Below are 26,966 nucleotides of genomic sequence, written 5' to 3'. Positions count from 1 at the left end.
GATCACGGTTCCAGGCGAGACACTGCCGAGTGGCGCGATACCACGCCTGCTCGGCCGTATCCGAACTAGAAGCATTTACACGTAAGCTCTTCTCCCCAATCCGGGGCACTTTTCAGCTCCAAGACATTGGTTCAACAACGTAAATACTTCTAATCCGGAACCCTGAAATCGCCCAATTTTAGGGTGGCCATTTTCGAGCCGCGCTTGTGGCCGTAAATCTAGTCTTAGGTGATGCCGAATTCGGCGACAAGCACGCGAATCTGCGCGATGGTTGTTTCAAGTTCAGCTACGCGTGCACGAGGCAGTGAACGCGTCGGTCCGGTCCGAGCACGCCCTTCTAATATGCTGAGGCGAGGGGCGTGGCGCGTATCGGGATGTCAGCCAATTTTCAACAATTTCAGCCTCGACAATTCTCCGAGGATGACGCTTGAGACCTTCAATTCGTCCCCTCGGCGCGAGCGGAGCCATGAGCGGATTTGCGACGCAGTCCAGTCAGTGCTCTTAATGCGTTTGCCCAAAATCTGCGCTGATATTCGAGACATGCCGAGCTCAATCAGCGAAATAACCGTGCGCGTACAGGCGCCGAGTTCCAAGGCCAGTGACACCGAATAGATTTCGTCGGCTTCCTTCGTAAGACCCGCCTCGCGCAGCGCAGCCGAGAAACAATCACAGTATGCACGCGTCAGCTGAACGTACGTAAAGTGAAGTGTCTTCTCGAGCAACTCGAAGATACGCCGCACGGCCGTGTTCGAATTGGTCAATCCGCGAGCATCTTTCTTCGGACGCTTCGGTGGCCGGCGGTAAGCGAGCTCTCCGTCGACCAGTGCGGCAATTGTCGCACCTTTCATCCACGCGTTTGCCTGATGGTTCAAATATCGCGCCCAATTCTCCGCCGGCTTGCCTTTCAGGTGTTCTTCAATGGCAATGAACATCCGCTGGTAGCAATGGTAGCTGCCACGCTGCATTGGATGCGTGGGATAGTATTCCCGCCACGTACCATCCGCGACGCGAGCCTCAAGAAACTCATACATCGCTTGGAGACGCCACGGCGAAATGAGCCAATTCCGGTCCATAACCGCCAACGGCACCTTCAATTCCCCGAGAGCGTCTTCCAACTGTGCCCGCAAATTTTGCGCTTCTGCTACGTCAAGATGTCCTGCCGAGCGAGCAATCGTCTCCTGAAATGTTCCACGGCGCACCCGACTCAACATTAAGCCCGCAGCGGCCTCATAGTCACGAACATCCTCGAACGCCTCATCGACCCGCCCGCGCTTAGCGATATACTCTTCCAGCTTCGACAGGCCCGGTCCTAGGACTTTGCTGAGAGCAGGCTCGACCTTCACCTGGGGAGAATTGTCGAGCAACTTCTCCGGCCAGTTGTCGTAGTCCACGAGAAAGACGTTCCCGGCGACGTCGTGAGAGAGTCGCCCTGCCCGACCAACAAAATTCCAGACGTCGTCGTCCTCAAGCTGGTCTGATTTGCCGCGTTTCACTTTGTCGATGAACACATTTCGCGCTGGCAGATTGACCCCCTGGAACAGGGTCGTCGTACACGCCAAATAGGTCAGGCTGCCATTTCTGAAGGCATCTTCCAGCGCCTGTCTCAGCAGCGTCGGCATAAACCCATAGTGAAAGCCGACGCCACGCCGGACGCAGTATTCCAAGGTGTAGTCACGGTGAACGTCGTTACGGATAAATCGCGCTAGCTCGATAAGCGCTTCGTTGTCCGTTTCCGGACGTTTCGTCGCAATCTGGAGAGCGATATCCTCCGCATCTGCTTGACCTGATGCATAGATTAGTGAGCCGCCGGCCGCGCCGAGTTCAAGGCAGGCTGCCGCGAGCAAGCCACTCCGGCCCCCGAACCCCTCCTCACGATGCAAGTGAGCAATCTTCACTCGACGGCCGTTGTCCATCATCTCGAGCATCAGGTCTGTCACCGAGTCAGTCTTCGTCTTCACCACGATTTTCGCGGAAACGACCGGCGAGTCCTGTGTGAGATGAGTCTCTACCTCCGGTCGGCCGACGACTGCGGCAAGATTGTCGACGCGGCTCGCCATCGGCGCGATGAAATACTGATGGCAGTTCGGATTCGCTCGATTGATGCGTTCGAGGCACTCCTGCAGAATCATTCCGCGTGACCCGTCACCCATCTGCTGCGCTTCGTCGACGATGACGAAGTCGAAGGACGCCGACGGCACTTCGTCGATGTAGGAAAGCAGGCGTTCCTGCGTCACAACAAAGACCTGCCGCGCGCGGGCATCCGCGTCCTCAATGGGAACACTCGTGATGCGAAGTGTCGGGTCATCGGTCCCGAGCGACAGGGTGAGTTTGTCCTGCACCTCCGCCATCAACGCACGTGTGGGAACGATGTATGCAACGTGTACGACCGACGCTTCCTTGATTTTCTGGACAACGTATTCGCGTACTACAAACGACTTACCTGCTGAAGTCGGCGCAGAGATTGCCGTGGAATGGCCTTGTGCGAGGTCTTGCCATATGTCGAACTGGAAGTCCGTAAGAGGAATCTGGCCGCTCGGTAGGCTGACGGTGTTGTGGTAACGCCGCGTGAAATCGCGCACGTGCACAATGCTCGGCAAACTGTCCTCTTTTACGCCGTGCTTGTGCCGGATGAAGCTTGATGCAGGGAAGTTTCCCAGTTCCGAGAGAATGTGGCTGCACGCCGCCACGATTTCGGGACCGCGCTTTGAAGCGACACCATATAGCGCAATCGTCTGTGCGAGCTGACGACTGCGATGGTCGTCGTCCATCACAAAACAGCTGGCAGACTCGACAAGCCGGGTCAATCGGAGGTCTTCGTCTTCGTCACCATCGACATCCAGCTTCAGGTCGGCGTTTTCCGTCAGCGCGGCTATGCCGCTGGAACACAACCAGGAGTAATCCCGCTGGAAAAATGGATTGTTCTGAATGCGCTTCGCGAGTCGCGCAGCAAAGTTAGCCATTGCTCAACGCCCTCTCAAATTCTTCGCGGAATCCAGCCACGCTAGGAAGCCCGAGAACGAAGGTCACAATCTTGTCCTCGGGAAGCTCTCGCTTCTTGTAGGCATTGCTGACCGTCGCGCGCCGGACTTCACAACCGTCACTGAACGCTTTTTCCACATCTATCTGGTTGGTCCCAGACGCATGCTCGAAGGCTGGCTCATTGTATGCGAGCAGACACGCGTGTATGTCGAGGCGCTTCGCCGTCTGCACACCAGAGTAAGGGTCGAGGAAGTCTTCAAGTGCCTGTTGTGCAGTTTCATCCAGCTGGTCGAAGTTACCCAAATCCAAAGCAAGACGGAGTTCAACTGACCGCTGTTTTCCGTTGCGGAAATCGTCGATTGACTTCGAGGCGTCGTTCGCGGCAGAGTCAATGGTCTTATGTACCTTCGACTCGAGATAGATTACCTCGAGCTGGTCTGAAGCACTCCGGTACTTGACGTGAACACCATCGGCTCCGAACACGGGCATCGTCGTGTTCGTCTTCGTATGCATCTTTGCAATCGCCATAGGTGCTCGCAGAAAATGCTCAACGAATACATAAGCGAGCATCTCTCCGCCTTCGCCCGAACGCGCTGGAAACTCTGTACGGTATTTTTGAAATGCGTGCCGTGCATCGCGGCGCAAAGTCGCTATTGCGGCGGCCAAATCAACTACATTTTGCGCATGCCGCTGTATTGTTCTCGCGAGACGCTTGCGAGGAAGACAATAGCCGATTATCTGGTCGGCAAGCTTCGCAGCCAGCTCCATCATCATCGGCTCATCGTCGCGCAACGCTAAAAAGAACTGCCGGATTGATGCGCCTTCTGATGGCAGTTCAGGATGCTCAGTACAAAAGGTTGGGACCCAATCCATTGTCCCGAGCAGACTGTCTAACTCTGCTTCAAGATTGTGTGACACCGTAACGCCTCTTTATTCTCGTAACCGTGGACTCATTGCGTGAGCGCGATGATCCCCAAAATTATACGTAGCGAATAGGCCTGATATGGCTGTTCCCCGAACAGTCATATCCTACCGCATAGCATAAGTTTTTCGTATCGACACTTTCTCTAGGAGTTTGCGTTTGGGAATGCACTACTTCATGAGCGCGGTCACCGTTGCGCGCATACCACGGCGTGACCAGGCGATTCCTGGCGGCTATCCACGAGGGCCTCGTGCGGATTTAAAACTTCACGTGGCAGGAACGCTCGGTCACGCAACAGGCGGTCGCAATGCTCGAATCGATGTCAGAAAAAACAGAAAGCGCAAGGCTTACTGACCGTAGCGCAGCAAAAGGAGGTAAACCGCCCATGAGGGCGCTCATAGCTTACCGGAACCTCCGTAGCGAACGCGAAAGCTATCGAGATTCGAAGGAACAGCCGCGCTTGGGACGAGCGAGAAGCCGCCGCTTTGGGCGTCGAGAAGCGAAGCGTCACGCCGCCCCCCGCCGCCGCCCGGTTTCGGAATGAACGCCATCAACGATGGCGTACGCCGCACGGTATCGCGCCAGGAGAGCCGCCAGAGCCGAGGCAACCCCGATTCAGGGGAAACCGAGTCAACACCATGACGGTGCGCGGTAAGGGCAACGCGCCGCACCACGTCAACGCTCCCGAGCATTCAGCGGTACCCCATCGAAATTGACAAGCCCCAGAAAAGCCTTGCCTGGCGTGCGTAAACGCTTCTAATCCGGATGCCCTAAATTCATGCACTTTTTCATTCGCGTGTCAGGTTCGGCAACGCAACGAGGAATCAAAAGCGTTGACGCTTTCGCCAACCCATTGACGTAGCGGAAGATTTCGCACTCACTCGGCCTGCGGCCGATTGTGTAACGACTTCTAATCCGGCTAGCCAATCATGCTGAGTTGTATTAGGTCCGGTTATAGGGCCTCGTTGCGGTCGTTGCGCTGGCGAACCACTGTAACAAGTCGACGAAGTTCTTCTTGGCGATGAGAAAACCGAATATGCCCGCATGTTGGCGCCATTCAAGTTAAGCCTGCTTGGTGCCCACTGTCCGTTGGATGTTCTGGAGGAACGAGAACCGCAACGGGGAGATCGGCTTGTAGGGCTGGCCCGATGGCAGTATGACAAAGTGCGTGCCAATGGCATCTATGACGTGACGGTGGAATGCGCGCTATTCGTCGTCCATGCCCTAGCGCTTCGCGGTGGCTGACGCCGGCTGCCCCTATGTACATCTGCCGTCAGAATGCAACAGTTCCACATAGGGGGCGTCATGCGCTGATCGCATAAGATCCATCAACAATTAGTCAAAATCAAATTCCCCTCACATCAAATTACATTCCTGACAAATATAACAGTTACATTTCATCAAAATCTAAATTTAAATCGAAGTGCAGAAAAAAGCGACATTTCGATTTAATGAATAATCAGGAGGGAATGTGACTCATCGAACACTGTTTGGCCGGCTGCTTGCCGGTGCGATCATGCTTGCAGCGGCGATGCCCGCGCACGCGGAAAGTGCTACGGACGTTTCTCCCATCTGCGCGACGGTCCGGACCGAAGCGACCCGAGATTCGCTGCTGGGCCGAAGCAGCTATTGCCAGAAAACCGTCCCGCTCGAATATGTCGCGAAGGACGATCAAAACAACGAAATCGGGCGCGTAGCGATTGACGCCTACGCGTACTCCGACAATCCGACGAACCAGCTCGCCTGGCCGTTGAAGTTCCGCTTCCGCACACGCGTCATTTCCGGCAATCCGGGCGGCCTGATGATCAAGCCCGTCGTCGAATGCGGATCGGATTGCACGGTCGTGCCCAATGCCGGCGTACCACTCGCCCTCGGCGGACTGTCCAACGAGATATCGGTGATGGTCACGCCGAACATGGGATCCAGCAACCCTCTCACGTTCAGCCCGACCCTCGAGTACCGGGTTGCCAAATCGGGCGATTCATTCGAGAACGGCGCAAGCATGAGTCCGTACGCGGGCGTCGGCTATATCCCCGACATTCGATGCGACGTCGCCCTCGTCAAGAGCAACTCGCAAGGCTGCATCTATCCGGACGCACCGGCGGTCCTGCGCACCATCGTCGCCACGAATCCCGACGTCGACGAATCCGCGATCCATATTCGCGAGGCGCAAGCGGCCGGACGTCCCGGCAAGTTCGTGCCGAGAGGCGACGGCACGATCTTTCCGGATACCTGGGAGTCGAAGCCGCTGGCACGCACACGCGACGCCACCCTTCGGCGGGACAATCGGGACGCGTCCAAGAAGCAATGCGTCGCGAAATTCGGCTCGGTCAATGGCCAGTGCACGTTCACCGGCGATCCGGACGAAACGCCGACCGATTGCGATTGCGACGAGTATCCATTTGCCTCGACAGAAGAAGGCGCATCGCGGGATCCGGAAGTTTCGGTCAAGCGTATCGATGCCAGCGATAATCGACGTGCGGGCGCGTTCCTCGGCAATTTCTATCTGAACCAGCGCGTGCTCGACCAGGAGAAGTTCTACGTCGACGTCGGTCCCCGCAACCTGCGGCAAAACGCTGAGCCGCTGGCGACGAGAACTGTACCGGTACCGCGGTTCGCGGGCCTCCTCGAACCGCGGCACGAAAACACCAAGCACCATGAGCGATCACGAGAACTTCCCTTTCTGGCTCAATCAACCCTACGAACGCTGTCGGCGGATCGTGCCGGGCGCGATGCAATCCGAGACGGTTCCGGTCGAGGACGCGCTGACGCGCGTGACGGCGGCCGACGTTTTCGCCCCGGAGCATGTTCCACCCGCTCCGCTCGCCGCAGTCGAAGGCTACGCACTGCGCGCCTCCGATACCGCGCATGCGACGCGCAACGCGCCGGCCGAGCTCGACTTCGAGTTCAGCCGGCGCGCACTGGCTTCGCAAGCCAGCAGCCCGACGGCTCGCGCAATCGGCGCGCAGTGTGCGGTCGATGTCCCTGCCTATTTCCCGCTGCCGGAAAACGCCGACACTGTTATCCCGAAAGGCGACGTTGAAGTGACGCATCGCGACGCCCGATCCTTCCTGTCGCTGCACGCGCCGGTATCCGCCGGACAGCACGTGATCCCACCCGGCAGCGAATACCGGCAAGGCAGCCTGCTCCTGCTCAAGGGCAGCCGGATAACGGCCGAACGGCAGATCGCGCTGACGGCCGCAGGCGTACGCGACATCGAAGTGACGAAACGGCCGCGTATCGGCGTGGTGATCGTCGGCTACGAACAGCGCGCACCGGGCATCGCCCGTGGGCGCTGGCAGCGGCCCGACACGAGCGGCCCATATATCCGTGCGGTACTGCGGCGCTGGGGATACGAGGTGCCTCCGGTCGAGTACATCGCGCCACCGGACATGACACAGTCACCACTCGAGGTGCAGCAGAACGAATACGCATTCAAGAAGCAGTTGGTCGAGCTCGCGCAACGCTACGACCTGATCGTCGGCGCCGGATTGCCTGCCGCGCCGCCCTTCCGGAACCTGGGATTGAACGCACAACTGATGTATTCGCGCGACGATACGACCGTCGACATCAAGCAAACGCCGGCCGATCGATTCAACTTCGGGCGCAGCGACGATCGCTCGCTGCCAAGGAAAACCACGCTGCCATTCACGCGCCCTGACGGTACGCAAAGCGGGATGCAGGTACTGACCCACTACGATCAGGCAGCGCTGATCAACCTGCCTGGCCACACGAGTGCAGTCGCGATGCTGATGCACGCGATCATGCCACGCGTGCTCGATTTGCTCGAGCACGCTGCCACGCCAGGCCCTCATTGGGAAACCGGCGGCGTCGATCACGGCGTCGAGCGCGATGCGCGAGTGAACGCGATGCGCTGGGGCAATCTGCATCGCGGCGCCGACGGCAATTTGCTCGTCCGCCTACTGCCGTCCGACGGCGACGGGCCCATTGGCGACGTCGTTCGCGCCGACGTGCTCGTCGCGATCCCCGCCGCGGAACATCCGTTGTCGGCAGGCTCGTCCGTGCTGTTCCTGCGTCTCGACCGCGACTTTTCCAGCACGCCGCCGCGTGTTGTCGCGGCAACGGCCGCCGAGGCGACGTTACCATCGTTACCGGAAGCCGACACCAGCACGACGGCCGGCAATGCAGACGTCGCGCGCACGGATCTTCGCGAAACATGGCAACGGCTCGATAGCGCGTTCGCCGCCGATTCGTCACGCCTGCCGGGCGGACTCAACGGACCGGCATCCGACGACGAGATCGCAGTCTTGCAGACTGCGCTGGGAACGACACTGCCTGACGCTTTCGTCGACAGCTTGCGCATTCACAATGGCCAGACCGATCCGGGTGACGAATTTTCAGGAAGCGATGCGCTGCTGAGTGCACACGAGATCGTCACGCAATGGCGCATCTGGAAAGGTCTCGTCGACGGCGGCGATTTCGACGGCGTGACATCGGAACCGGATTCCGGCATCCGCAACGAGTGGTACAACCTGAAATGGATTCCGTTCACGCATGACGGCAGCGGTAATCACCTGTGTCTCGATCTCGATCCGGCAGAAGGCGGCACGATCGGGCAGGTGATTCGGGTCTGGCACGACGACGAACAACGCGAGCGCGTTGCGGAGAGCTTTCCGGAGTGGCTTGCCGGCGTGGCGGCCCAACGGAATTCACGCTGATATCGTGAGCGATCGCGGCAGGCCCCGCCTCTCGCATCGCCCCGCACGGGAACGCCCCTACTTCGGCAACCCCGCCTTCTTCGACGACATCACGTAACTAGCCGGACTCACCAGCGAGACGGAGAGGTCGGCAGCATCGTCTAACGCGCCGCCCCCGCCCGAACAAAATGATGCTCCACCCGCGCCCGAAGCACCCCCTCCAGCGCGGCAAGCCTTTCACGCAGCCGCACCGCTTGCCCTTCCGTCATTTCGCCGAGCACGATCTTTTGTTCGAGAACGTCGCCACAGCGAGTAATGGCCCACCGATCGACCGTAGCCGTTTCACCTTCGAGTACGGCCTCCGCGGTCGAAACGATGCCCGGAATCCGTCTCGAAACGAGATGAACCGTATGCGTCAACGTAAAACCGGGAAGGAAGTGCGACCAGTCTTCACAGACCGTCGGGCGGGAAGCGGAGGAAACTTGGCTCATGGTTGCTCCGGATAAATGGTTATCGAACCGGTGCCAGCCATGCTGCTCCCGCTTCGTTGCCGTCAATCGGCCGCATCGCCTCGAGGGCGTCCACCTTGCCCGGGAGGGCAGGTTGGCGTCGGATGACCCGACTCTGGATGCTTGAATTCTCGCGTTCGTCATTCCGAACGCAGTTCCATTATAGCGAAAATCCGACGTCGAACAAGGCCCTCAGAAAAAACCACGCTTCGACCGGACGTCTCTCCGATCCGGCCCCTGTACCGAGGGGAACCCGGTCACACACGACCTTCCGCGCCAACTAAAACCAGACACTGAACCGCGCGCCCGTTGCCAGCACATCGACCGTCAGCTTCCATTGATGGGCGTCGGCGATCTCCTTGCAGATCGCCAGCCCGAGACCGGCGCCGTCATACCGCGAATCCGGCGCCCGCCAGTATCGGTCGAAGAGCAGCGGAAGATGCTCCCGCCGAATGCCCGGCCCTTCATCGTCGACATGAATCGCGGTCTCGAGAACGGTCAGCACGACGACACCGCCCGACGGCGACGCGTTGATCGCATTCTCGAGAAAGTTCTTGAGCAGGATGAAAAGCGCCCCGCCATCCGCGCGTATCGGCGACGCGGAATCGCGCGCTTCGATATGGAGCTTCACCTGCTTCGCATCGGCCTTACCGGCCAGCAAGCTCACGGCATCTCGCGCGACTTCGTCGCCGTTCACGTCGCCGAAGCTGAAGTTCTGCGCTTCGCTGACTTCGGCCAGATGCAGCAGTTGCTTCACTTGCCGGGCCATCAGGTCGATCTCGCGAAGCAACAGCGCTTTCTGGCTGATGTCGGGTTGCAGCTCGATCTGCCCTCTGACCAGCGTGAGCGGTGTCTGCAACTCGTGCGCGGCGTCGGCCAGAAACTGCTGCTGAACGGCGAAGCCATTCTCGAGCCGGCTCAGTGCGTCGTTGAACGCATCGATCAGCGGCTTGATCTCGCTGGGAATCCCGGCCGACGACAGCCGCGTTTTCAGGTTGCGCGGCTCGATTTCCCGCGCGGCACGCGATACCTCCCGCAACGGCTTCAGCACGTGACCAATCGTCAACGGCAACGTCAGTCCAAAAATGATGGTCGCGATGACCAGCACATAAGCGACGGTCTTCGGTATCGGATCGACCCTCGTCATGACGAGCGCATCGACGAGTTGCCTGCTTTGCGCCACCTGCACGTAATGGACGGCGCTACCGTTCGACGCGCGCTGCGTCGCGATCGCATACGCCTTGCCGTCGATCGTGACGGGCAATACCTTGCCGGCCGCCGTCGCGAGATCCTCCGTCAGCCACGGCCGATCCCCGTTCGACGGCGCCGACGCCAGCAACACCTTCCCCGTCGCATCGAGCACGCGGTACATCGCGTCGGTTGGCAAGAGCCGGAACATCGCCGCCGGACGCTCGCCCAATCGCACCGATACCGGCCGCCCGGTCGCGTCGAAGCGCATGCCGGCCTCGATATGACGGATGCTCTCCATCTGCTGGCGCCGCCCGAGGAGTTCCGGATATCGCGCGAGAAAATACATGGAAAGCGCGGACAGCAGCGCCAGGCTGACGGCGAACGCGACGACGTTGGTCACCCATAGACGCGTCGACAGGCGCAGGATCCAATGACGGAACATGGCGGTTTTCTTACGAGGGAGTGGCGACGGGCGACGCGCGGCGAAGCATCGTCACGCGCCCCGCAGCGCGAAGCCGGCGCCGCGGATGTTGGTGAGCCGCATCGTTGCCCCGATCGCCGTCAGTTTCTTGCGCAAGCGGTGCACGGTCACCTCGAGCGCGTTCGGCGTGACCGCCTCGGCGAGCCCCCATGCGGCATGCTCGAGTATCGAATGCCGGACGGTCCGCCCCCCGGCTTCGATCAGGCAGAGCATGACCTGCAGTTCGGCCGGCGCCAGCAGTACCGTCCGGTCGCCACAGCGCATCGCGCGCTGGGCCGGGTCCACGGTCACGTCCGCGAACGATGCGACGAGGGTCGTGAGCAGCGCCGGGCGCCGCATCAGCGTGCGCACGCGGGCGACGAGTTCGCTCATTTCGAACGGCTTGGTCACATAGTCGTCGGCGCCGCTTTCGAGTCCGTCGATGCGGTCATGCAACGCATCGCGTGCCGTCAGCATCAGGCAAGGCATCATGCGCCCCGCCGCACGCAGCGTCCGCAAGAACGCCAGACCGTCTCCGTCGGGCAAGCCGCGGTCGACGATCAGCAGCGCATAGTCGGCCCGCTCGACACCGTAGGCGGCTTCCCGAGCATTACCGAACCGATCGGATTCGATCCCGGCCGCAGCCAGGGCCTGTGCCAACAGGCCGGCCAGGCGCTCGTGATCCTCGACAATCGCCACTCTTGGCATACTCGCACTCACTTGAACCGATACATGTAGCCGATTCTGGCCTCGGGAACGAACCGTCTGCCGACGAGCGGACTGTCGGTGATGCCGTCGCCGAGACGCGACACGCCCACGTCCACAAAAATCGTCTGCTGCTTCGTCAGCCGGTAGTCGACACGGGTGCCGGCCGATACGTTCACGGTCGAACCCGCACTGTATGCGGCACGCCAGGCACGCGCCTCGGATGGTCGCACGCCGTAATAGTAGTCGACGTATTTGTCGCTCAGCCATTCCACGCCGACATGTGGCGCGATCGAGAACGCGCCGAGGGCAAACGCCTTCTCGAAGCCGATCTTCGCGCGCTCGCCCTTGTTGCCGCCGAGCAGGAAACTGCCCGACAAGGTGCCGAAGCTCGTGCTCCATGACAGTGCAGGGCCGTACCATAACGCGCCCTTGCGATTTTCCATGCCGTTCAGGATCGGTGCGTCCGAGCCCTTGTATCCGTCGAACAGCGAGAACTGGCCACGAAGCGCGACACTGACGCCGCTCCAGCTGCCGATTTTCAGATCGACCGTGGTGCCGATGGCCTGCACCCATTTGTTGTCGAAGTAGACCAGCGGAAAAGGCAATACGCGGGTGCCGTCGCCCCTGTAAACCGACGGCTCGATGCCGACGCCGGCGCCGAGTCCCCAATGCGTGACGTTCGTCGCATGGTCGAGGATGGTCAGCCCCGTATTGTCGGGGTCGGGTGGGTTCGTGCCCTCGTCCGCCCACGCGGAAACAGATGAAAGTGCAAATGAAGCAGCAAGCAGCAATAACGGGCGTTCGCGGCGGGAGGCAATTTTCACAATCGTTTTCCTGGAGTCGGCGGTCAAAACGGGGGCTACTGTAGGACCAGTCGACTTACCGCTCACTTACCAGGAAAAATATCGTCTCTTTGCGGACTATGCGGGAAACTCAAATGGTGGGAAATATCGGCGCAGGGCGATCTCGTGCCGCCCTGCGCGCTTGAAGAACGCGGCAATGCGCGTCGTCAAAACACCGTATGCAGCCCCACCCGCGCCACCGCCTGACTCGCGGAGCTCGACGCCCCGTTCGGATCCAGCACCCCGTTCACCTGCGCATTCGCGCCGCTATTCGCCCGCTGATAATCCGCCGATACATACACCATCGTCCGCTTCGACAACAGGTATTGAAGGGCGACGCTGACCTGATGCGCATGGTTGTCGTTCACCGCTTCATTGCCCTTCATGTACATGTATTTCGCGCCCAGCACGACGTCCGGCCTGATCCGCCACAGGCCGCCGGCTTCGGCCATCCACACGCCCGCACCGTTGAACGCGTTGCGCACGCTGGTCACCAGCGCCTTCGCGGCAACCACGCCAAAGTCGCAGTGCATCCCGACACCCCAGTTGCGCACGCTGGTCGACGGCACGCCCGGCGCCGGGCCGTATTTCTCGTTCGTATAGGCCGCGCCCACGCCGAAGGGCCCCAGCTCATAGTTCACGCCGGCGCTGACGGCGTTGTCCGCGCCGACCGAGCCGGCCACGCCGCCGAACGCATACATCACGCCACCGGAAAAGCCCGCGACCGTCGGCGAGCTGTACTTGACCGAATTCGCGATCGGCTTGCTGCCGGCCGTGCGGTCCCAGTCGAACGCACCGGTCGGATTACCGGGAAGCGCAAGACGCTGGAACGGGCCATTCCGAAAGCCGTACAGCCCGGAGATGTCCCGCGAAATCGCGTTGCCCTTTGAAAAGAGCGAATCCACCATGAAGTCGTACTGATTGCCCAGCGTGAGGCTGCCGAATCGGTCGCTCTCGAGGCCCACGTAGGCATTGCGCCCGAAAATCCCGGTACCGACGATGCTGCCGTTCGCCATCGAGAACTGATTCACGAGCGCGAAGATCGCACGATATCCGCCGCCGAGATTCTCGGTGCCGCGCAGGCCGAACAGGTTGGGCGCGAATATGCCGTCGTCGAACTTGACGTTCTTTCCGCCGCCCTCGTTGCTGACATACGAGATGCCGGAATCGATCAATCCGAACATCGTCACGCTGCTTTGCGCCCATGCGCCCTGCGCCACGGCAAGCACCGCCAATACACCAAACCTGAGTTTCATGTTGTCTCCGTCTTTTTTATGAAAATACGCATCCGTCACCTGCTTCGAGGCGGGTGTTCGCTCATTGCTTCGTGGAAAATCGCCTTGAATCAGGCAGTCACAACAACACCTGAATTTAGTTTTACTGATTGATCAATTCGAAAAATTCCCGGTGAACCGACATCGACTCCAAACGATTCGAAAGCCGCGAAATCAAGCGCCCCGAAAGACGACCCACGCGGATGCATCCACCTCGACGGCCACGGTGTCCAGCCCGGCCCCCGTGCAAGGCCCGTCGATACACATGCCGTCGTCGAACCGGAACAACGCACTGTGATGCGCACACATCAGCACCTGCGACCGGTAGCACGACACACGCCCCGGCACAAAATCGAGCGGCACCGAGAAGTGCGGGCAACGATTCACGTACGCCCACACCTGCTCGCCACGCCGCACCACGACGACGGGCCGTCCGATGCAGGCTTCATCGACGACCCGCGCGCCGCCGTCGGGCACATCGGACACGCGGCACAGCCGTTTCGCTTCCATCGCTCACACCCTTTGCTCGGGGTTGCCGAGGCTCCAGTCCCACGGACGCACCTCGACGTGCGAGAACAGGCCCTCCTTCACATACGGGTCGTTGCCGACGAACCGCATCACCGCATGAATATCGTCCGCCTCGACGACGAGCAGCGTGCCGTTCATCGAATCGCCCTGCGGGTCCAGCGTCGGGCCGCCGAGCCGCACGTACACGCCGTGCTCGGCCGCCGAGCGCAGATACGTCCGGTGAATCGGCCGCATGCGGTCGCGCACGTCGCGCATACCCGGCTGGTCGGTGGCAAACACCGCAAAAAAACGCGCCATGGCGATCAGCTCCGATCGAGGGCAAAGCCGAACATCGCTTCGCGGGACAAGCCGTGCAGGCCGATCTGGTCATTCATCACGTCGTTCTCCGTTCGCGCATCCGGCGGCTCAATGCGGCGCGCGCCCTTCCCATGCATGCTGAAGCAACGCGCGAATCGCGGTGCGTTCGATCGGCCGCGGGTTCGCATACGGGTTCCTGCACGCGAGATCGGCCGCTTCATCGAGCCCTTGCTCCGGCATCCCGATATCAGCCAGCGCCGGTGCGATACCGAGCTGCGCGTTCAGCGCGAACAGCAGCGGCCCGGCGTCGGCCGCGTCGCGCCCCCCCAGCGCCCGCGCCACGCGCCGCAGCGCGTCGGGCGCGGCGGCGTGGTTGTAATGCGCGGTATGCGGCAACATCGCCGCGTGCGTCTGCGCGTGCGGCAGGTTGAACGTGCCGCCCAGCGTGTGACAGAGCTTGTGGTGCAACGCCATGCCGACCGCACCGAGGCACGTGCCGGCCAGCCATGCGCCATACAACGCGCGGCTGCGCATCGCGCGATCTTGCGGATCGCGCACCACGCCGGGCAACGCTTCGCCGAGCGCACGAATCGATTCTTCCGCCATCAGGCTGATGACCGGGTTCGCGTCTTCCGCGTAGAGCGCCTCGACGGCATGCGCCATCGCATTGATACCGGACGCCGCCGAAATACCCGACGGCAGCGACAACGTCAGCGAAGGGTCGTAAATCACGGTACGCGGCAGCACGCGCGCATCGCGCCCGGTGCGCTTCAACCGGCCTTCGGTGAGCCCGTAGATCGGCGTCATCTCCGAGCCGGCGTAGGTCGTCGGCACGGCGAGGATCGGCAGCGACGATTCGAGCGCGATCGCCTTGCCGAGCCCGATCGTCGAGCCGCCGCCGATCGCGATGCAGCAGTCCGCGCCCAGCTCGGCGGCCATCTCGCGCGCGGCACGCGCGACTTCGACCGGCACGTGCATCACGGCCTGCGCGCACACGCCGGCCGCACGCTCGCCGAGCACGTCCTTCACGCGGTCGGCGAGCGGCTGCTGTTCGGGCGTCGACAGAATCAGCGCGCGCTGCGCGCCGAGCGCGGACAGCTCGTCCGGCAGCCGTTCGAGCGCGCCCCATTCGAACACGACGCGGGACGGCGTTCCCTGATAGACGAAGCGCTCCATACGAGCCTCAGCGCTTGAAATGCGGCGGCACGTTGCCGTCGACGTTGACCCACACCGAGCGCGCTTCCGTGTAGTCGTGCATGGCCTCGAAGCCCATCTCGCGGCCGTAGCCCGACTTGCCCACCCCGCCGAACGGGCTGCCCGGATTGACGCGCTTGTAGCAGTTGATCCAGCACATGCCCGCGTCGATCCGCGCCGCCATCCGGTGGGCACGCGACAGATCGTTGGTCCACAGGCCGCTGCCGAGCCCGTATTCCGTTGCGTTGGCGATGGCCAACGCTTCTTCGTCGCTGCCGAAGCGCAGCACGGTGACGAACGGCCCGAACACTTCCTCCTGCGCGACGCGGTCGGTCGCATGCTTCGCCTCGACGATCGTCGGGCGCACGTAATAGCCATTGGCGAGCGCCGGATCCTGCGGCGCGCTGCCGCCCGTCAGCACGCGGCCGCCCTGCTCACGCGCGACGTCGACGTATGACAGCACGCGATCGAGGTGCTGCTTCGACGTGAGCGGCCCCATTTCGGTATTCGGATCGAGAGGATTGCCGATCCGGATCGACGATGCGAGCGCGACGAAGCGCTCGAGGAACGCGTCCGCGATGCGTTCGTGCAGCACCAGACGCGACCCCGCGATACACGCCTGCCCCTGGTTGTGGAAGATCGCCCACGCGGCGCCGTTGATGGCCGCGTCGAGGTTGGCATCGTCGAACACGATGTTGGCGCCCTTGCCGCCCAGTTCCAGTTGCACGCGCTTCAGGTTGCCCTGCGACGCTTCGACGATTCGCCGGCCCGTCGCCGTCGATCCGGTGAACGCGATCTTGCCCACGCCGGGATGTTCGGCGAGCCGCTGGCCGGCCGTATGACCGTAGCCGGGCACGATGTTGACGACGCCGGCAGGAAACCCGACCTCGGCCATCAGCTCGACGATGCGCAGCGTCGACAGCGGTGTGATTTCAGACGGCTTGAGCACCACCGTGTTGCCGGCCGCCAGCGCCGGACCCATTTTCCAGCTCGTGAACATCAGCGGAAAATTCCACGGCACGATCTGGCCGACCACGCCGATCGGCGCGCGCTGCACGTAGTTCAGGAAACCGGGCTCGACCGGTATCACCGAGCCTTGCAGCTTGTCGGCCATGCCGCCGAAATAGCGGAAGCAGGCCGCCGTGCGCGGCACGTCGAGCGCACGCGAATCGCGAATCGGGTGGCCGGTGTCCAGCGATTCGAGCTGCGCCAGCTCCTCCGCGTTGGCTTCGATCGCATCGGCCAGGCGCAGCAGCAAACGGCCGCGCTCGGCGGCCGACATCGCGGACCATGTCGGGAACGCGCGCGTCGCGGCTTCGACGGCGAGGTCGACGTCCGCCGCGGAGGCCGCGGCGATCTTCGTGATGACGGAACCGTCGTGCGGGTTCAGCACGTCGATCGTGCCGCGATCGACAGCGTCGACGAAGCGCCCGTCGATGAAGAGTTGGGTTTGCATGAATCGTCCTCGGTGTAATGCGGAAGCGGAAGCTGGAACTGAAACTGAAGCGCGGCCTAGAACGCGATCGGATACGGCGCGAGCTCGCCGCTCTCGTAGCGTTGCGGCAGATCCGGCGTCGCGTTCTCCCAGACCAGCAGCATCGAGCGCTTCGTCGAATAGCCCTGGTGCCGGATATCGGCCGGCATCGCGCAGATGTCGCCGGCTCGCATCGTGATGCGTGCGCGCGGCGCGCCGGTGTTCTTGTCGCCGATGTCCCACACGATTTCGTCGGACAGTTGCAGGAACCATTCGACGCGGTCGTTGCCGTGGAATACCGGCAGGATGAATTCTTCCGTGGTCGGGCAGAACAGGCTGCGCCCGCACACCGACGTCACCGACGGATTCCACGTCACGTCCGAGCGCGACAGGTACTTGAACAGGTTGAACGCGTGCAGCTCGCCTTCGAAGCCCGGCTCGACGTGCACTTCCGGTTCGTCCTGCGCCACGTCGAGAAACGCGCGGTTGACCGGCAGCTCGTCGCGCAGCGGCGAGTCGCCTTCGAGGCCCGGCATGCGACGCGTCGCGATACGCGTGCGCTCGATCGCGGAGCCGTTGTCGCCGTGCTTGCGTCCGAACGCCGTGCCCGTTTCCTCGGGCGCCGCGAACGGATCGAAGCCCTCGTTGGTCCAGTCGTGCAGCATCGCCTTGAAGGTCGCCATGATCGTCGGCGTGTCGAAGGTCTCGGTGTAGTCGACGCCGGCGTCCTTCAGGATGCCGTTGAAGGTTCCCGCATACATGTCGACCTTGCCGTAGTGATTGCGCGTGCCGAATACGTGATCGAAATTCACCCAGCCGTAGAAGAAGCCCCACGCGACGTCGCGCATCATCGCGCGCAGGAACGCGTCGGCCGGCATCGCATGCGTGCGGGTCTGGCCTTTCGCGGGCCAGCTGATCTTCACGAAATATTCGTCGCGCCGGAAGGCGAATTCACCGAGCTGAAAGCCGCGGTAGCCGGTGACGGCATCGGCTTCGGTCGATCGCACCAGATCGACGGCGAAGCCCGTGGAAAGGTCGAGGGTCTCGAGGGTGGCCATAACGTGTCTCCTGGAATAGTCGAATGCGGTCGGAAGGTCAGTGCAGGCAGATCTCGGCCCACTTCTCGACGGACAGCTCGCCGAGCACGGTCTGGACGAGCGCGACGCCCGGCCGGCTCGCGGTGAAGCGATACGCGCAGCCGGCCGGCAGCAGCGCCTGATGCCCCTGGCGCAACACGACGTACCCCATGTTCCGGCCGGCCGGGTGCGCGCCCGCGCTCACGGTGCCGCGGCCCGATTGCGGCGGGTCGTCGAGCTTGACGAAGTCGATCCGGACCTCGCCGTCCATCTGGATCGTGAACTCGTCGTGCGCACACGCGAACCACGGCGACTGGCCGTCGGTCCGCAACACTTCGATCACGTATTCGAGGTTCTTGCCGGCGACGACCTTTTCGTAAGGGGCCGACTTCGACGCCACCTCGAAGACGTTCGAGAAGGCGTAGTGCTGCGCGCTGCCGCTGGTGATTTCGATCTCGCCCTTCCGGTAACCATCGAGCGAACCGAAGACGGTGTGGAATGCCGTGCTCGTCATGACTGTCTCCTGAGTTGAACCGCTTGTTGGATTCCACTCTAGGGGCAACGAACAGCCGCAACAAGGCAACGGACGGCGATTACGGCATTTGCGTTTCGCGAATAATCCGCGCGGCTCAACGCACCCAGCCGCGCGCCAGCAGCGGCAGATCCCACGGGGATTCGTCGCCGATGTATTCGGCGAGGAATTCGACCAGAGCCTTCACCTTCAACGCCTGCCGCTGCGTGGCGGGATAAACGGCGGCGAAGCTCAGCGGCGCGAGCTGGTAGTCGGTCAGGATCGGCACCAGGCGGCCCGCGACGAGCGCGTCGCTCGCCACGAGCGTCGGCAGGCAGACGACGCCGCCGCCGGTCAGCGCGTACTCGCGCAACAGATGAACGGAGTTCGAGCGGATCATGCCCGGCAACTCCATTTCGACGACCTCGTCGCCGCGCGTCATCGTCCAGCGGTTGCGCGACGGATAGCCCGAATACAGCGCCGTGGTGTGCTGCAGCAGATCGCGCGGATGTTGTGGTGCACCATGCGCGTCGACGTACGCGGGCGAGGCACAGAAGAGGCGCCGGACCGTGAACAGCCGTCGCTCGATCAGCGACTCGGAAATCGGCGGGAAGATCTGGAACGCGATGTCGAACCCTTCCTCGACGGGGTCGACGACGCGATCGTTGACGATGATGTCGAGCTGGATGCCCGGATAGCGCTGATTGAATGCGGCGAGCGGCGTGCCAAAGTGATCGAGCGCGAAACCGGGCAGCATCTGGATGCGCAGCCGCCCGGTCGGCGTCGCGCGCAGCTCGCGCATCTGGTCCGTCAGCTCGTTGACGCGGCTCACCACGTCGGCGCACTCGCGATAGAACGTCTCGCCGACTTCGGACAGCCGCACGTGACGCGTGCTGCGGTGAAACAGCGGCGCGTTGACGAACTTCTCGAGCTGCTGAATGCGGTTCGTCACGACTGAACTCGTCACACCCAGCTGCCGCGCCGCCTCGGCGAAGCTGCTCGCCTCCGCGACCCTCACGAATGCCTCGATGCTCAGAAACCGGTCCATACCGCGCCCTTTTTCGACGGCGAAACCGGCAGTCTACCCGTGCGGATAAAGTGCTGTGTCATGCGAAAGACGTCACTGTGTCGCCAAATCGATGTCAATCGCCGGGCGCGCCGACACCGGCAATCGACGGTATGCCCGCGCCGGTATCCCGCGCCGGCATTTACCGCGACTGCTCCCCGGCGGCCAGCCCCGGCTGCACGAGCGCGCGGCGCTGCAGCACGGCCGGCGCGGTTTCCTTCAGCAGCAGGCTGACCACGATGCCGAGCAGCACCGAGCCCATCGGCAGCCACAGAATGTTCTGGATGCCGAAGTGTGCGGCAACGTAGCCGCCCATCGCCGGCGCGATGCCGCCGCCGAAGATCTCGCCGACGCCGACCACCACGCCGATGGACGTCGACACGAGGCCGACCGGCGCGGCCTCGGTCGCCACCGGGCCGGACAGCAGCGACACCAGCCCGAGCGTGAAGAACGACGCGACGAACAGCACGCCGAACAGCGCGAGCGGCTGCGGGCCGAGGCCGCGGAAGACGTAGAGCATCACGGCCGTGCCCGCGAAGCCGACGATGCAGGCGACACGGCGGCCGACCAGATCGGACAGGCCGGGCAACCCGAACTGGCCGAGAAAGCCGCCGAAGCCGATCGCGGACACGACGAGGCCCATCTTCTGCGTACCGAGCGACAGGTAATCGGTCAGGTACAGCGGCAGCAGCGCGCCGAGCACGAAGACGCCGGTCATCGCGCAGCATAGCGCGGCCATCGCCACGAGGATGTTGCGGCTCTTGAGCACATGGCCGAGCGACGCGGGCGCATGCTCCGACGCGACGTCCTTCGCAACCTTCGGCTCGCGGATCACGAAGAACATGATCGCGCCGAGGATCAGGCCGGGAATCGCCACGAGCGCAAAGACCCAGCGCCACGACATAACGCCGAGTAGTTGCGTGGCGATGATCGGCGACAGCGCGAGCCCGAACAGCGCGAAGCCGCTTTGCTGCAGGCCGAGGTTCAGGCCGCGCCGCCGCGGATGCGACGCATCGGCCGTCGCCGCGAAACTCGTCGGACAGAACGAGCCTTCCGCGACGCCCATCAGCCCGCGAATCGCCATCAGGCCGAGCAGCCCGCCCGCGAGCCCCGAGAAGCCCGACAGCAGCGAAAACGCGACGATGGCCGGAATCAGCACCTTCCGGCGGCCGATCTTGTCCGAGATGCCGCCCATCAGCGCCGCGAAGATGCCCCACGACAGGCCGAGCACGCCGATGCAGTTGCCGACGTCCTGCGCGTTCAGGTTGAGGTCCTTCATGATCGAAGGAAACAGCGGCGCGATGAGCCAGCGGTCGAGGCCGACCAGCCCGAAACCGAGCGCCAGCAGCGTGACCGCCTTCCACTCGTATGAGGTATCCCACTCGTTTGCTTTCATGTCCGTCTCCGTGGACGCCGGTTCGCCCGCGCGCGCCGCAGCGCCTGCGCATGGTCGGCTCCGATGGTTTTTGTGTGCGACGCGAATCGCGAGGAAGTGCCGGCTGGCGTCCGGATTCGACGCGTCGAACGGGCTCAGCCGACGCCACCACGATAGGTGCACGGCCGCCGATCGGGTATGGAACAACCGGCGAACGCGCCATTCGCGAAACGCAAATAATCGGGAACGGCGGGCCGGAAAGGGCGGCAGGAAAGCGTCGGGCGGAGGCACGCGAGGGCGATGTGGCGCTCGCTCGTGCGTGACGGGGAAATCCCGCATGGACATCGGTGCATCGGCGCTCCGCTTCGCGCGCGAGGTCGATGCGGCCGTGTCGAGCGACGTAACGGGTTCGCCGCTTTTCAGGTACGACGAACGACCTGCCGGCTCGCCCCGGGCGACATGCCCGTCACGCGCTTGAACGAGCAGCTGAACGCAGCCGGCGACGCATAGCCGGGCTTCAGCGTCACCGTCTCGATCGGCAGCCGGCGTGGTTCAGCCGCTGGCCAGCCGGCGCTGCACGTTTGACGGGCGGGCGGCCGCGCGTGCTCATCCCGCACTTGCCGCCATTCGGTCGTGACGCGGCAAGCCGCCGGCCGCCGGCGCCGGCCGGCCCGTATCCAGATGCACTTAACGCGACTCGCCTCGCGCAACGTAGCGGTCGCCCCAGTTCTTCATCGCATCGAGCACGGGCGTGAGGGTGCGCCCCACGTCCGTCAACGAATATTCGACACGGGGCGGGACTTCTGCGAATACTTTGCGGGACACGATACCGTGCGCTTCAAGCTCACGAAGCTGCAGCGTCAGCGAGCGTTGCGTGACGCCGCCGATGACGGAACGCAGCTCGCCGAAGCGCTTCGTGCCGCCGAGCAGGTAGTAGATGATCAACGGCTTCCACTTTCCGCCGATCACGTCGACGGTCGCCTCCACCGTGCATCGGTATCCGTTCGTATCGGTTTTTTTCATCGGCCGATAGTATAAAAATTTGCCCTATATATCAAAGTCGTACTTACTTGCCATCGATATCCCTGCAACCCAGAATTTTCCCGGGCTGCAGTCGACACCTCGCTGCATGCCCCTTTTGCCAAACCAATCGGAGCATGACAGATGAAAGCAGCGTTTTACGAGCGCCAGGGTGCCGCCCGCGATGTCCTGAGCGTCGGGGAATTGCCAATGCCGCAGCCCGGGCCGAACGAGGTGCGCGTTCGCATCGCAGTCTCGGGACTGAATCCGACCGACGTGAAAGCGCGTGGCGGATTTTCGGCCGCGATGCCCTACCCGCGCATCACGCCGCACCAGGATGGCGCCGGCGTGATCGATGCGGTCGGCATCGACGTATCGCCCGACCGGCTCGGCGAGCGGGTCTGGGTCTACGAAGCGCAATATGGCCGCGCCGCGGGCACGGCGGCGGAGTTCGTCGTGGTGCCGTCGAGCCATGCGGTGCGCCTGCCCGACCACGTATCGTTCGACGTCGGTGCGTCACTGGGCATTCCGGCGTTGACCGCGCATCACTGCCTGTTCGCCGACGGCAGCCTGGCGGGGCGGCACGTGCTGGTGCACGGTGGTGCGGGCGTGGTCGGCAGCGCGGCGATTCAGTTGGCGAAATGGGCGGGCGCATGGGTCTCGGCATCGGTCAGAACCGCCGAACAGGCGACCATCGCGACAGCGAACGGCGCCGATCTGGTGCTCGACCGAAACGACGCGGACATGGCGCGCGCCGTTCGCGACGCAACCGGCGGGCTCGGTGTCGACCGTATCGTCGACGTCGACCTGAAATCCAACCTCGACATCGACCTCGCGTGCCTGTCGCAAGGCGGCGTGATCAGCGCCTACGCAACGGCCCGTGCAACGGACGAACTGTCGGTGCCGCTGCTGAAGGCCATGACGCACGGTTGCGTGTTGCGTTTCGTCTATATCTATCACGTGGCCGCCGAAGCCAAACGGGCCGCCATCGCGGACATCAACGCATGCGTCGCCGCCGGCGCTTACGCGCCGCGCATCGGTATGAAGGTGCCGCTGGATCAGGTGATCGACGCGCACGAGGCGCTGGAATCCGGGCAGGTCATCGGGAAGGTGCTGCTGCACAACTGATTCGATTCACCTTCACGTACCATCGCCGACGCGGCCCGCCACACCAGGAAATAAGTTCCCTCATTCCATATATGGAGAAAACGTTATTCCACATCGAGCTGAATCGTCAGCCACATTTGGATCCTTTTTCCCCTCCGCCCCCCGTATCATTTCCGTCACCACGCAATGAGCAAGAGACGGACATGAGCGAACCCACCCCGCTGCACTACCTCGATTACGCAGCCACGACCCCCGCCGATCCCCGCGTGATCGAGGCGATGACGGCCTGCCTCGGCTTCGACGGCATCTTCGGCAACCCCGCATCCAGTTCGCACGCCGCCGGCCGGCTCGCGAAAGACAAGGTCGAGCAGGCCCGTGCGCAGGTCGCCGCGCTCATCGGCGCCCACGCCGACGAGATCGTCTGGACGTCGGGCGCCACCGAATCGAACAACCTCGCGCTGAAGGGCTATGCGGAAAACGCGACCGGCAAGCGCCATCTGATCACGAGCCGCCTCGAGCACAAGGCCGTTCTCGACACGATGGCGAACCTGTCGAGGCACGGCATGCAGGTCACTTTCCTGACGCCCGACGCCGACGGCGAAATCACCGCCGACGCGGTGGCGGCCGCGATCGGCCCCGACACCGGCCTCGTGTCGCTGATGCTCGTGAACAACGAGATCGGCACGCTGACCGACATCGGCGCGATCGCCCGCATCGTGCACGCCGCCGGCGCGCTGCTCCACGTCGACGCCGCGCAGGCGCTCGGCAAGACGCCGATCGACGTGCGCGCGCTCGGCATCGACATGATGTCGATGTCCGCCCACAAGGTGTACGGCCCCAAGGGCATCGGCGCACTGTTCGTCCGCCGCGAGATCGCGAGCCGGATCGCGCCGCAGATTCACGGCGGCGGCCACGAGCGCGGGCTGCGTTCGGGCACGCTCGCGACGCATCAGATCGTCGGCATGGGCGTCGCGTGCGAACTCGCCGCCGAAAAACTCGACGGCGAAGCCGCGCGGATCGCCGCGCTCGGCGCGCGGCTCACCGACGCGCTGTTCGCGCTCGGCGACGTCACGCAGAACGCGGCCGCCGCCCGCCGCATCCCGCACACGCTGAGCCTCACGATCAATGCGCCGGGCTTCTTCCCGTTCATGCTCGGCGAAGCGCTCGCCGTGTCGTCCACCTCAGCCTGCAATTCGACCAGCGGCGCGCCGTCCCACGTGCTGACCGCGATCGGCCTCGACGCGGAAACGGCCGGGCGTACCGTGCGCATCAGTTTCGGGCGTTTCACGACGGAGCAGGACGTCGACTTCGCGATCGGCTGTTTCGCGCGGGCGATCGAGCAATGCCGGGCGGCCGCGGCGACCGGCTTCACCGCATCGCGGCAGATCACGCCCGCCGACCTGAAGGCGATCCGCAATGCGGGCTTTCGTGCGGTGATCTGCAACCGGCCGGATGGCGAAGGCGCGGATCAGCCGTCGTTCGAGGAGATCGCCGCTGCCGCGCGCGAACTGGGGATGGACGCGCGCTACCTGCCGGTCGAGCGCGACCGCATCGGCGACGCGGAAGTCGACGCGTTCGGCGCACTGGTCGACACGCTGCCGAAGCCGGTGCTCGCGTATTGCCGCAGCGGCAGCCGCTCCGGCATGCTGTGGAATCGACTGTCCGCTCGACGGGCGGCCTGAGCCGCTCCCTACCATTACGCCTGACCATCCGCGATCGCGCATGAAGCCGATGCTTCGCCGCGTGGCCGCGTGGCGGCGCCGGTCACAACCGCATCAGGTCTCTTCATCGCCGTTCACCGGCGTATAGATCGCCAGCTTCAGCGCGGGATCGTCGTTCGCCTGGAACGTCGCGTACTCGTAGCGCTGCGTGCCGCGTTGCGCATGCACGAGCACCTTCTCGCCCGACACGCCGCTGCGCACGTCATGCGCATCCCACGATTGCGCGAACTCGCCGCTGCCGGCGCGCAATCGCGCGACCAGTGCGACGAACGCCGGATCGCTCGCGTAGAGATCGTGGTTCGTGCGAAACAGCGCGATCATCCGCCGCGCCTCGTCGGCCCAGCTCGCGGCGAACAGCGCATGCGCGTGCGGCGTCTCGAACATGTAGACGAGGATGTTGCGGTCGGCCGGCGCCAGCCGGTCGAAGCCGAGCACGTCGGCCGCGGCGGCATTCCACGCGAGGATGTCCCAGCGCCGGCCGGTCACGTACGCAGGCTGCTGAAGATGCGCGACGAGCCGCGCCAGAGTCGGCGGCACGCGTTCCGGCACGAACGCACGGGCCCCATCGCGCCGTGCGAGCGTGCGCAGATGGACGGCTTCGGCCTTGTCGAGCCGCAACGCGCGCGCCAGTGCGTCGAGCGTCGCATCCGACGGGTTGACGTCGCGCCCCTGCTCGAGCCGTACGTACCAGTCGACGCCGATGCCGGCCAGTTCCGCGACTTCCTCGCGCCGCAGGCCGGGCGTGCGCCGGCGCGGGCCGTCGTGCAGGCCGACGGCCTCCGGGCGCAGTTTCTTGCGCCGCGAGCGCAGGAAATCGCCGAACGGGGTTCGCGTGGTGACGGTCATCGGGTTCGCTCCGAGCAGGGTGGTATCGGCCGATCCTGGGTTCGCGCCGGGCCTTGTTGCGGATTCTAAGCCTGCCAGAATCGACGCATCCCCACCGTCATGAAGCGTCATGAAAGCTGCGATTCTGAAATCGTTCGGCAGGCCGCTCGCGATCAAAACGATGCCGGACCCCGTGCTCGGCACCGGCGAAGTCATCGTGGACGTCGTCGCGACGCCGGTTCTGTCCTATGCGCGGGAAGTGTTCAGCGGCGAGCGCCGCTATCCGATCGAGCTGCCGATCGTGCCCGGCTGCGGCGCGATCGGCCGAGTCCGGCAAACCGGCCCCGACGCGACGCAGTTGCAGCCGGGCGACTGGGTCTTCTGCGACCCGACCGTACGCTCGCGCGACGACGCACGGATGCCCGACATCGTGCTGCAGGGCTGGAGCACGCGTGGCGAAGGCGGCAAGCAGTTGCAGCGCTACTTTCACGACGGTCCGTTCGCCGAACGGTTGCGCGTGCCGACCGAGAACGCGGTGCGCATCGGCGCGATCGCGTCGGCCGACGCCGCACGCTGGTGCGCGCTCAATACGCTGCTCGTGCCTTACGGCGGGCTGCTGGCGTCCGACCTGCGCGCCGGCGAAATCCTGCTCGTCAGCGGCGCGACCGGCAATTTCGGCAGCGCCTGCGTCGCGGTGGCGCTGGCGATGGGCGCGCGCTGCGTGGTCGCGCCCGGCCGCAACGTGCGCGTGCTCTCGGATCTCGAACGCCGCTTCGGCGACCGCGTGCGCACGGTCGAGCTGACCGGCGATGAAACCGGGGACCGCATCCGCATGCAGCAGGCGGCGCCGGGGCCGATCGACTGCGTGATCGACCTGATGCCGCCGTCGGTGCCGGCGACGACGGTGCGGGCGGCCGTGATGGCGGTTCGCCCGTACGGGCGCGTGGTGCTGATGGGCGGCGTCGGCATGCTCGGCGGCGCCGGGCTCGAGCTGCCGTATCCGTGGATCATGCGCAACGACATCACGCTGCGCGGCAAATGGATGTACCCGACGCAAGCCGTGACGCTGATGACCGGCCTCGTTCGCGGCGGCCTGCTCGACCTCGGACAATTCGACGTGACGGCCTTCGCGCTCGACGACGCGAACGACGCGGTCGCGCATGCGGCGGAGCATGGCGGGCCGTTCAGGATGACGGTGATCGCGCCTTAGCCCGCGCCCGCCGACGATT

At 63.7% G+C, this 26,966-nt stretch carries 21 protein-coding genes, 2 pseudogenes and 1 riboswitch; of the genes and pseudogenes, 6 read left to right on the top strand and 17 right to left on the bottom strand.

All coding sequences use genetic code 11. The features are described 5' to 3' along the window. Positions 1-377: 377 nt before the first annotated feature. Together CFB46_RS21470 and CFB46_RS21465 are read right to left on the bottom strand one after the other, a co-directional pair. Positions 378-2,960 carry a DEAD/DEAH box helicase gene (locus CFB46_RS21470; protein WP_089501195.1) on the bottom strand — a complete coding sequence of 861 codons (2,583 nt, stop codon included), beginning with the start codon at positions 2,958-2,960 and terminating at the stop codon, positions 378-380. Further along, positions 2,953-3,897: a HamA C-terminal domain-containing protein gene (locus CFB46_RS21465; RefSeq protein ID WP_143751646.1), complete on the bottom strand. Its 945-nt coding sequence runs from the start codon at positions 3,895-3,897 to the stop codon at positions 2,953-2,955. The genes CFB46_RS21470 and CFB46_RS21465 overlap by 8 nt, the downstream gene beginning before the upstream one ends. Before the next feature lie 1,015 nt (positions 3,898-4,912). On the opposite strand from CFB46_RS21465, the pseudogene CFB46_RS36895 reads away from it, so the two are divergent. The 3 genes and pseudogenes from CFB46_RS36895 to CFB46_RS21450 form a co-directional block, all read left to right on the top strand. Beyond that, a pseudogene (locus CFB46_RS36895) lies at positions 4,913-5,146 on the top strand (phosphotransferase-like protein); the annotation flags it as partial. Between the two features lie 271 nt (positions 5,147-5,417). Then, a pseudogene (locus tag CFB46_RS36770) lies at positions 5,418-6,386 on the top strand (NucA/NucB deoxyribonuclease domain-containing protein); the annotation flags it as partial. Between the two features lie 172 nt (positions 6,387-6,558). Beyond that, a complete protein-coding gene (locus tag CFB46_RS21450; RefSeq protein WP_089501192.1) occupies positions 6,559-8,580 on the top strand; it encodes an SMI1/KNR4 family protein in 2,022 nt (673 codons plus the stop codon). Between the two features lie 140 nt (positions 8,581-8,720). Here the strand turns inward: CFB46_RS21450 and CFB46_RS35990 are convergent, their stop codons facing one another. From CFB46_RS35990 to CFB46_RS21375, 14 genes are all read right to left on the bottom strand, one after another. Beyond that, the gene (locus CFB46_RS35990) at positions 8,721-9,050 is read right to left on the bottom strand and encodes a hypothetical protein (protein WP_152777963.1); all 330 of its coding nucleotides are present in this window, start codon (positions 9,048-9,050) and stop codon (positions 8,721-8,723) included. A gap of 42 nt (positions 9,051-9,092) precedes the next feature. Next, positions 9,093-9,196: riboswitch (SAM-I-IV-variant riboswitch) on the bottom strand. A gap of 152 nt (positions 9,197-9,348) precedes the next feature. After that, a complete protein-coding gene (locus CFB46_RS21440; RefSeq protein ID WP_089501191.1) occupies positions 9,349-10,701 on the bottom strand; it encodes a sensor histidine kinase in 1,353 nt (450 codons plus the stop codon). A gap of 51 nt (positions 10,702-10,752) precedes the next feature. Continuing rightward, positions 10,753-11,427 carry a response regulator transcription factor gene (locus CFB46_RS21435; protein WP_089501190.1) on the bottom strand — a complete coding sequence of 225 codons (675 nt, stop codon included), beginning with the start codon at positions 11,425-11,427 and terminating at the stop codon, positions 10,753-10,755. An 8-nt stretch (positions 11,428-11,435) separates the two neighbouring features. Beyond that, positions 11,436-12,251, bottom strand: a complete 816-nt coding sequence (locus CFB46_RS21430) for a MipA/OmpV family protein (protein WP_089501189.1) — start codon at positions 12,249-12,251, stop codon at positions 11,436-11,438. A 185-nt stretch (positions 12,252-12,436) separates the two neighbouring features. Next, positions 12,437-13,525 carry a porin gene (locus CFB46_RS21425; protein WP_089501188.1) on the bottom strand — a complete coding sequence of 363 codons (1,089 nt, stop codon included), beginning with the start codon at positions 13,523-13,525 and terminating at the stop codon, positions 12,437-12,439. Positions 13,526-13,717: 192 nt separating this feature from the next. After that, a complete protein-coding gene (locus CFB46_RS21420; protein ID WP_089501187.1) occupies positions 13,718-14,053 on the bottom strand; it encodes a Rieske (2Fe-2S) protein in 336 nt (111 codons plus the stop codon). Positions 14,054-14,056: 3 nt separating this feature from the next. Continuing rightward, the gene (locus tag CFB46_RS21415) at positions 14,057-14,368 is read right to left on the bottom strand and encodes a YciI family protein (protein ID WP_089501186.1); all 312 of its coding nucleotides are present in this window, start codon (positions 14,366-14,368) and stop codon (positions 14,057-14,059) included. A gap of 108 nt (positions 14,369-14,476) precedes the next feature. After that, positions 14,477-15,544, bottom strand: a complete 1,068-nt coding sequence (locus CFB46_RS21410) for a maleylacetate reductase (RefSeq protein ID WP_089501185.1) — start codon at positions 15,542-15,544, stop codon at positions 14,477-14,479. Between the two features lie 7 nt (positions 15,545-15,551). After that, entirely contained in the window at positions 15,552-17,018 is a 1,467-nt protein-coding gene (locus CFB46_RS21405; protein WP_089501184.1) for an aldehyde dehydrogenase family protein, read from the bottom strand. 56 nt (positions 17,019-17,074) lie between these two features. Then, a complete protein-coding gene (locus tag CFB46_RS21400) occupies positions 17,075-18,094 on the bottom strand; it encodes a hydroxyquinol 1,2-dioxygenase (RefSeq protein ID WP_089501183.1) in 1,020 nt (339 codons plus the stop codon). 37 nt (positions 18,095-18,131) lie between these two features. Then, positions 18,132-18,626 (bottom strand): hydroxyquinol 1,2-dioxygenase, encoded by a 495-nt coding sequence (locus CFB46_RS21395; RefSeq protein WP_089501182.1) that lies wholly within the window; start codon positions 18,624-18,626, stop codon positions 18,132-18,134. A 115-nt stretch (positions 18,627-18,741) separates the two neighbouring features. Continuing rightward, on the bottom strand, positions 18,742-19,671 hold the full coding sequence (locus CFB46_RS21390) for a LysR family transcriptional regulator (protein ID WP_089501181.1): 930 nt from the start codon (positions 19,669-19,671) through the stop codon (positions 18,742-18,744). A gap of 160 nt (positions 19,672-19,831) precedes the next feature. Continuing rightward, complete coding sequence (locus CFB46_RS21385) at positions 19,832-21,085, bottom strand: MFS transporter (protein WP_089502290.1); 1,254 nt, start codon at positions 21,083-21,085, stop codon at positions 19,832-19,834. A gap of 666 nt (positions 21,086-21,751) precedes the next feature. After that, entirely contained in the window at positions 21,752-22,087 is a 336-nt protein-coding gene (locus CFB46_RS21375) for a winged helix-turn-helix transcriptional regulator (RefSeq protein WP_089501179.1), read from the bottom strand. A gap of 141 nt (positions 22,088-22,228) precedes the next feature. Here CFB46_RS21375 and CFB46_RS21370 point away from each other — a divergent pair, with 141 nt between their 5' ends. Then, positions 22,229-23,212, top strand: a complete 984-nt coding sequence (locus tag CFB46_RS21370) for an NADPH:quinone reductase (RefSeq protein ID WP_089501178.1) — start codon at positions 22,229-22,231, stop codon at positions 23,210-23,212. Between the two features lie 182 nt (positions 23,213-23,394). Further along, entirely contained in the window at positions 23,395-24,873 is a 1,479-nt protein-coding gene (locus CFB46_RS21365; RefSeq protein ID WP_089501177.1) for an aminotransferase class V-fold PLP-dependent enzyme, read from the top strand. Between the two features lie 93 nt (positions 24,874-24,966). Here the strand turns inward: CFB46_RS21365 and CFB46_RS21360 are convergent, their stop codons facing one another. After that, positions 24,967-25,758 carry a helix-turn-helix transcriptional regulator gene (locus CFB46_RS21360; protein ID WP_089501176.1) on the bottom strand — a complete coding sequence of 264 codons (792 nt, stop codon included), beginning with the start codon at positions 25,756-25,758 and terminating at the stop codon, positions 24,967-24,969. 109 nt (positions 25,759-25,867) lie between these two features. Here CFB46_RS21360 and CFB46_RS21355 point away from each other — a divergent pair, with 109 nt between their 5' ends. Further along, positions 25,868-26,947: an alcohol dehydrogenase catalytic domain-containing protein gene (locus CFB46_RS21355; protein ID WP_089501175.1), complete on the top strand. Its 1,080-nt coding sequence runs from the start codon at positions 25,868-25,870 to the stop codon at positions 26,945-26,947. Positions 26,948-26,966 lie beyond the last annotated feature (19 nt).

The organism is Burkholderia sp. HI2761 (genome assembly GCF_002223355.1).
GTDB lineage: Bacteria > Pseudomonadota > Gammaproteobacteria > Burkholderiales > Burkholderiaceae > Burkholderia.
This window is presented reverse-complemented; position numbering and strand designations above follow the sequence as displayed.

Bases quoted from the DNA above. Each gene is read 5' to 3' on its own strand.
- CFB46_RS21470 (WP_089501195.1), bottom strand. From the start codon at position 2,960: ATGGCTAACTTTGCTGCGCGACTCGCGAAGCGCATTCAGAACAATCCA.
- CFB46_RS21450 (WP_089501192.1), top strand. From the start codon at position 6,559: ATGAGCGATCACGAGAACTTCCCTTTCTGGCTCAATCAACCCTACGAA.
- CFB46_RS35990 (WP_152777963.1), bottom strand. From the start codon at position 9,050: ATGAGCCAAGTTTCCTCCGCTTCCCGCCCGACGGTCTGTGAAGACTGG.
- CFB46_RS21440 (WP_089501191.1), bottom strand. From the start codon at position 10,701: ATGTTCCGTCATTGGATCCTGCGCCTGTCGACGCGTCTATGGGTGACC.
- CFB46_RS21435 (WP_089501190.1), bottom strand. From the start codon at position 11,427: ATGCCAAGAGTGGCGATTGTCGAGGATCACGAGCGCCTGGCCGGCCTG.
- CFB46_RS21425 (WP_089501188.1), bottom strand. From the start codon at position 13,525: ATGAAACTCAGGTTTGGTGTATTGGCGGTGCTTGCCGTGGCGCAGGGC.
- CFB46_RS21420 (WP_089501187.1), bottom strand. From the start codon at position 14,053: ATGGAAGCGAAACGGCTGTGCCGCGTGTCCGATGTGCCCGACGGCGGC.
- CFB46_RS21415 (WP_089501186.1), bottom strand. From the start codon at position 14,368: ATGGCGCGTTTTTTTGCGGTGTTTGCCACCGACCAGCCGGGTATGCGC.
- CFB46_RS21410 (WP_089501185.1), bottom strand. From the start codon at position 15,544: ATGGAGCGCTTCGTCTATCAGGGAACGCCGTCCCGCGTCGTGTTCGAA.
- CFB46_RS21405 (WP_089501184.1), bottom strand. From the start codon at position 17,018: ATGCAAACCCAACTCTTCATCGACGGGCGCTTCGTCGACGCTGTCGAT.
- CFB46_RS21400 (WP_089501183.1), bottom strand. From the start codon at position 18,094: ATGGCCACCCTCGAGACCCTCGACCTTTCCACGGGCTTCGCCGTCGAT.
- CFB46_RS21395 (WP_089501182.1), bottom strand. From the start codon at position 18,626: ATGACGAGCACGGCATTCCACACCGTCTTCGGTTCGCTCGATGGTTAC.
- CFB46_RS21390 (WP_089501181.1), bottom strand. From the start codon at position 19,671: ATGGACCGGTTTCTGAGCATCGAGGCATTCGTGAGGGTCGCGGAGGCG.
- CFB46_RS21385 (WP_089502290.1), bottom strand. From the start codon at position 21,085: ATGAAAGCAAACGAGTGGGATACCTCATACGAGTGGAAGGCGGTCACG.
- CFB46_RS21375 (WP_089501179.1), bottom strand. From the start codon at position 22,087: ATGAAAAAAACCGATACGAACGGATACCGATGCACGGTGGAGGCGACC.
- CFB46_RS21370 (WP_089501178.1), top strand. From the start codon at position 22,229: ATGAAAGCAGCGTTTTACGAGCGCCAGGGTGCCGCCCGCGATGTCCTG.
- CFB46_RS21365 (WP_089501177.1), top strand. From the start codon at position 23,395: ATGAGCGAACCCACCCCGCTGCACTACCTCGATTACGCAGCCACGACC.
- CFB46_RS21360 (WP_089501176.1), bottom strand. From the start codon at position 25,758: ATGACCGTCACCACGCGAACCCCGTTCGGCGATTTCCTGCGCTCGCGG.
- CFB46_RS21355 (WP_089501175.1), top strand. From the start codon at position 25,868: ATGAAAGCTGCGATTCTGAAATCGTTCGGCAGGCCGCTCGCGATCAAA.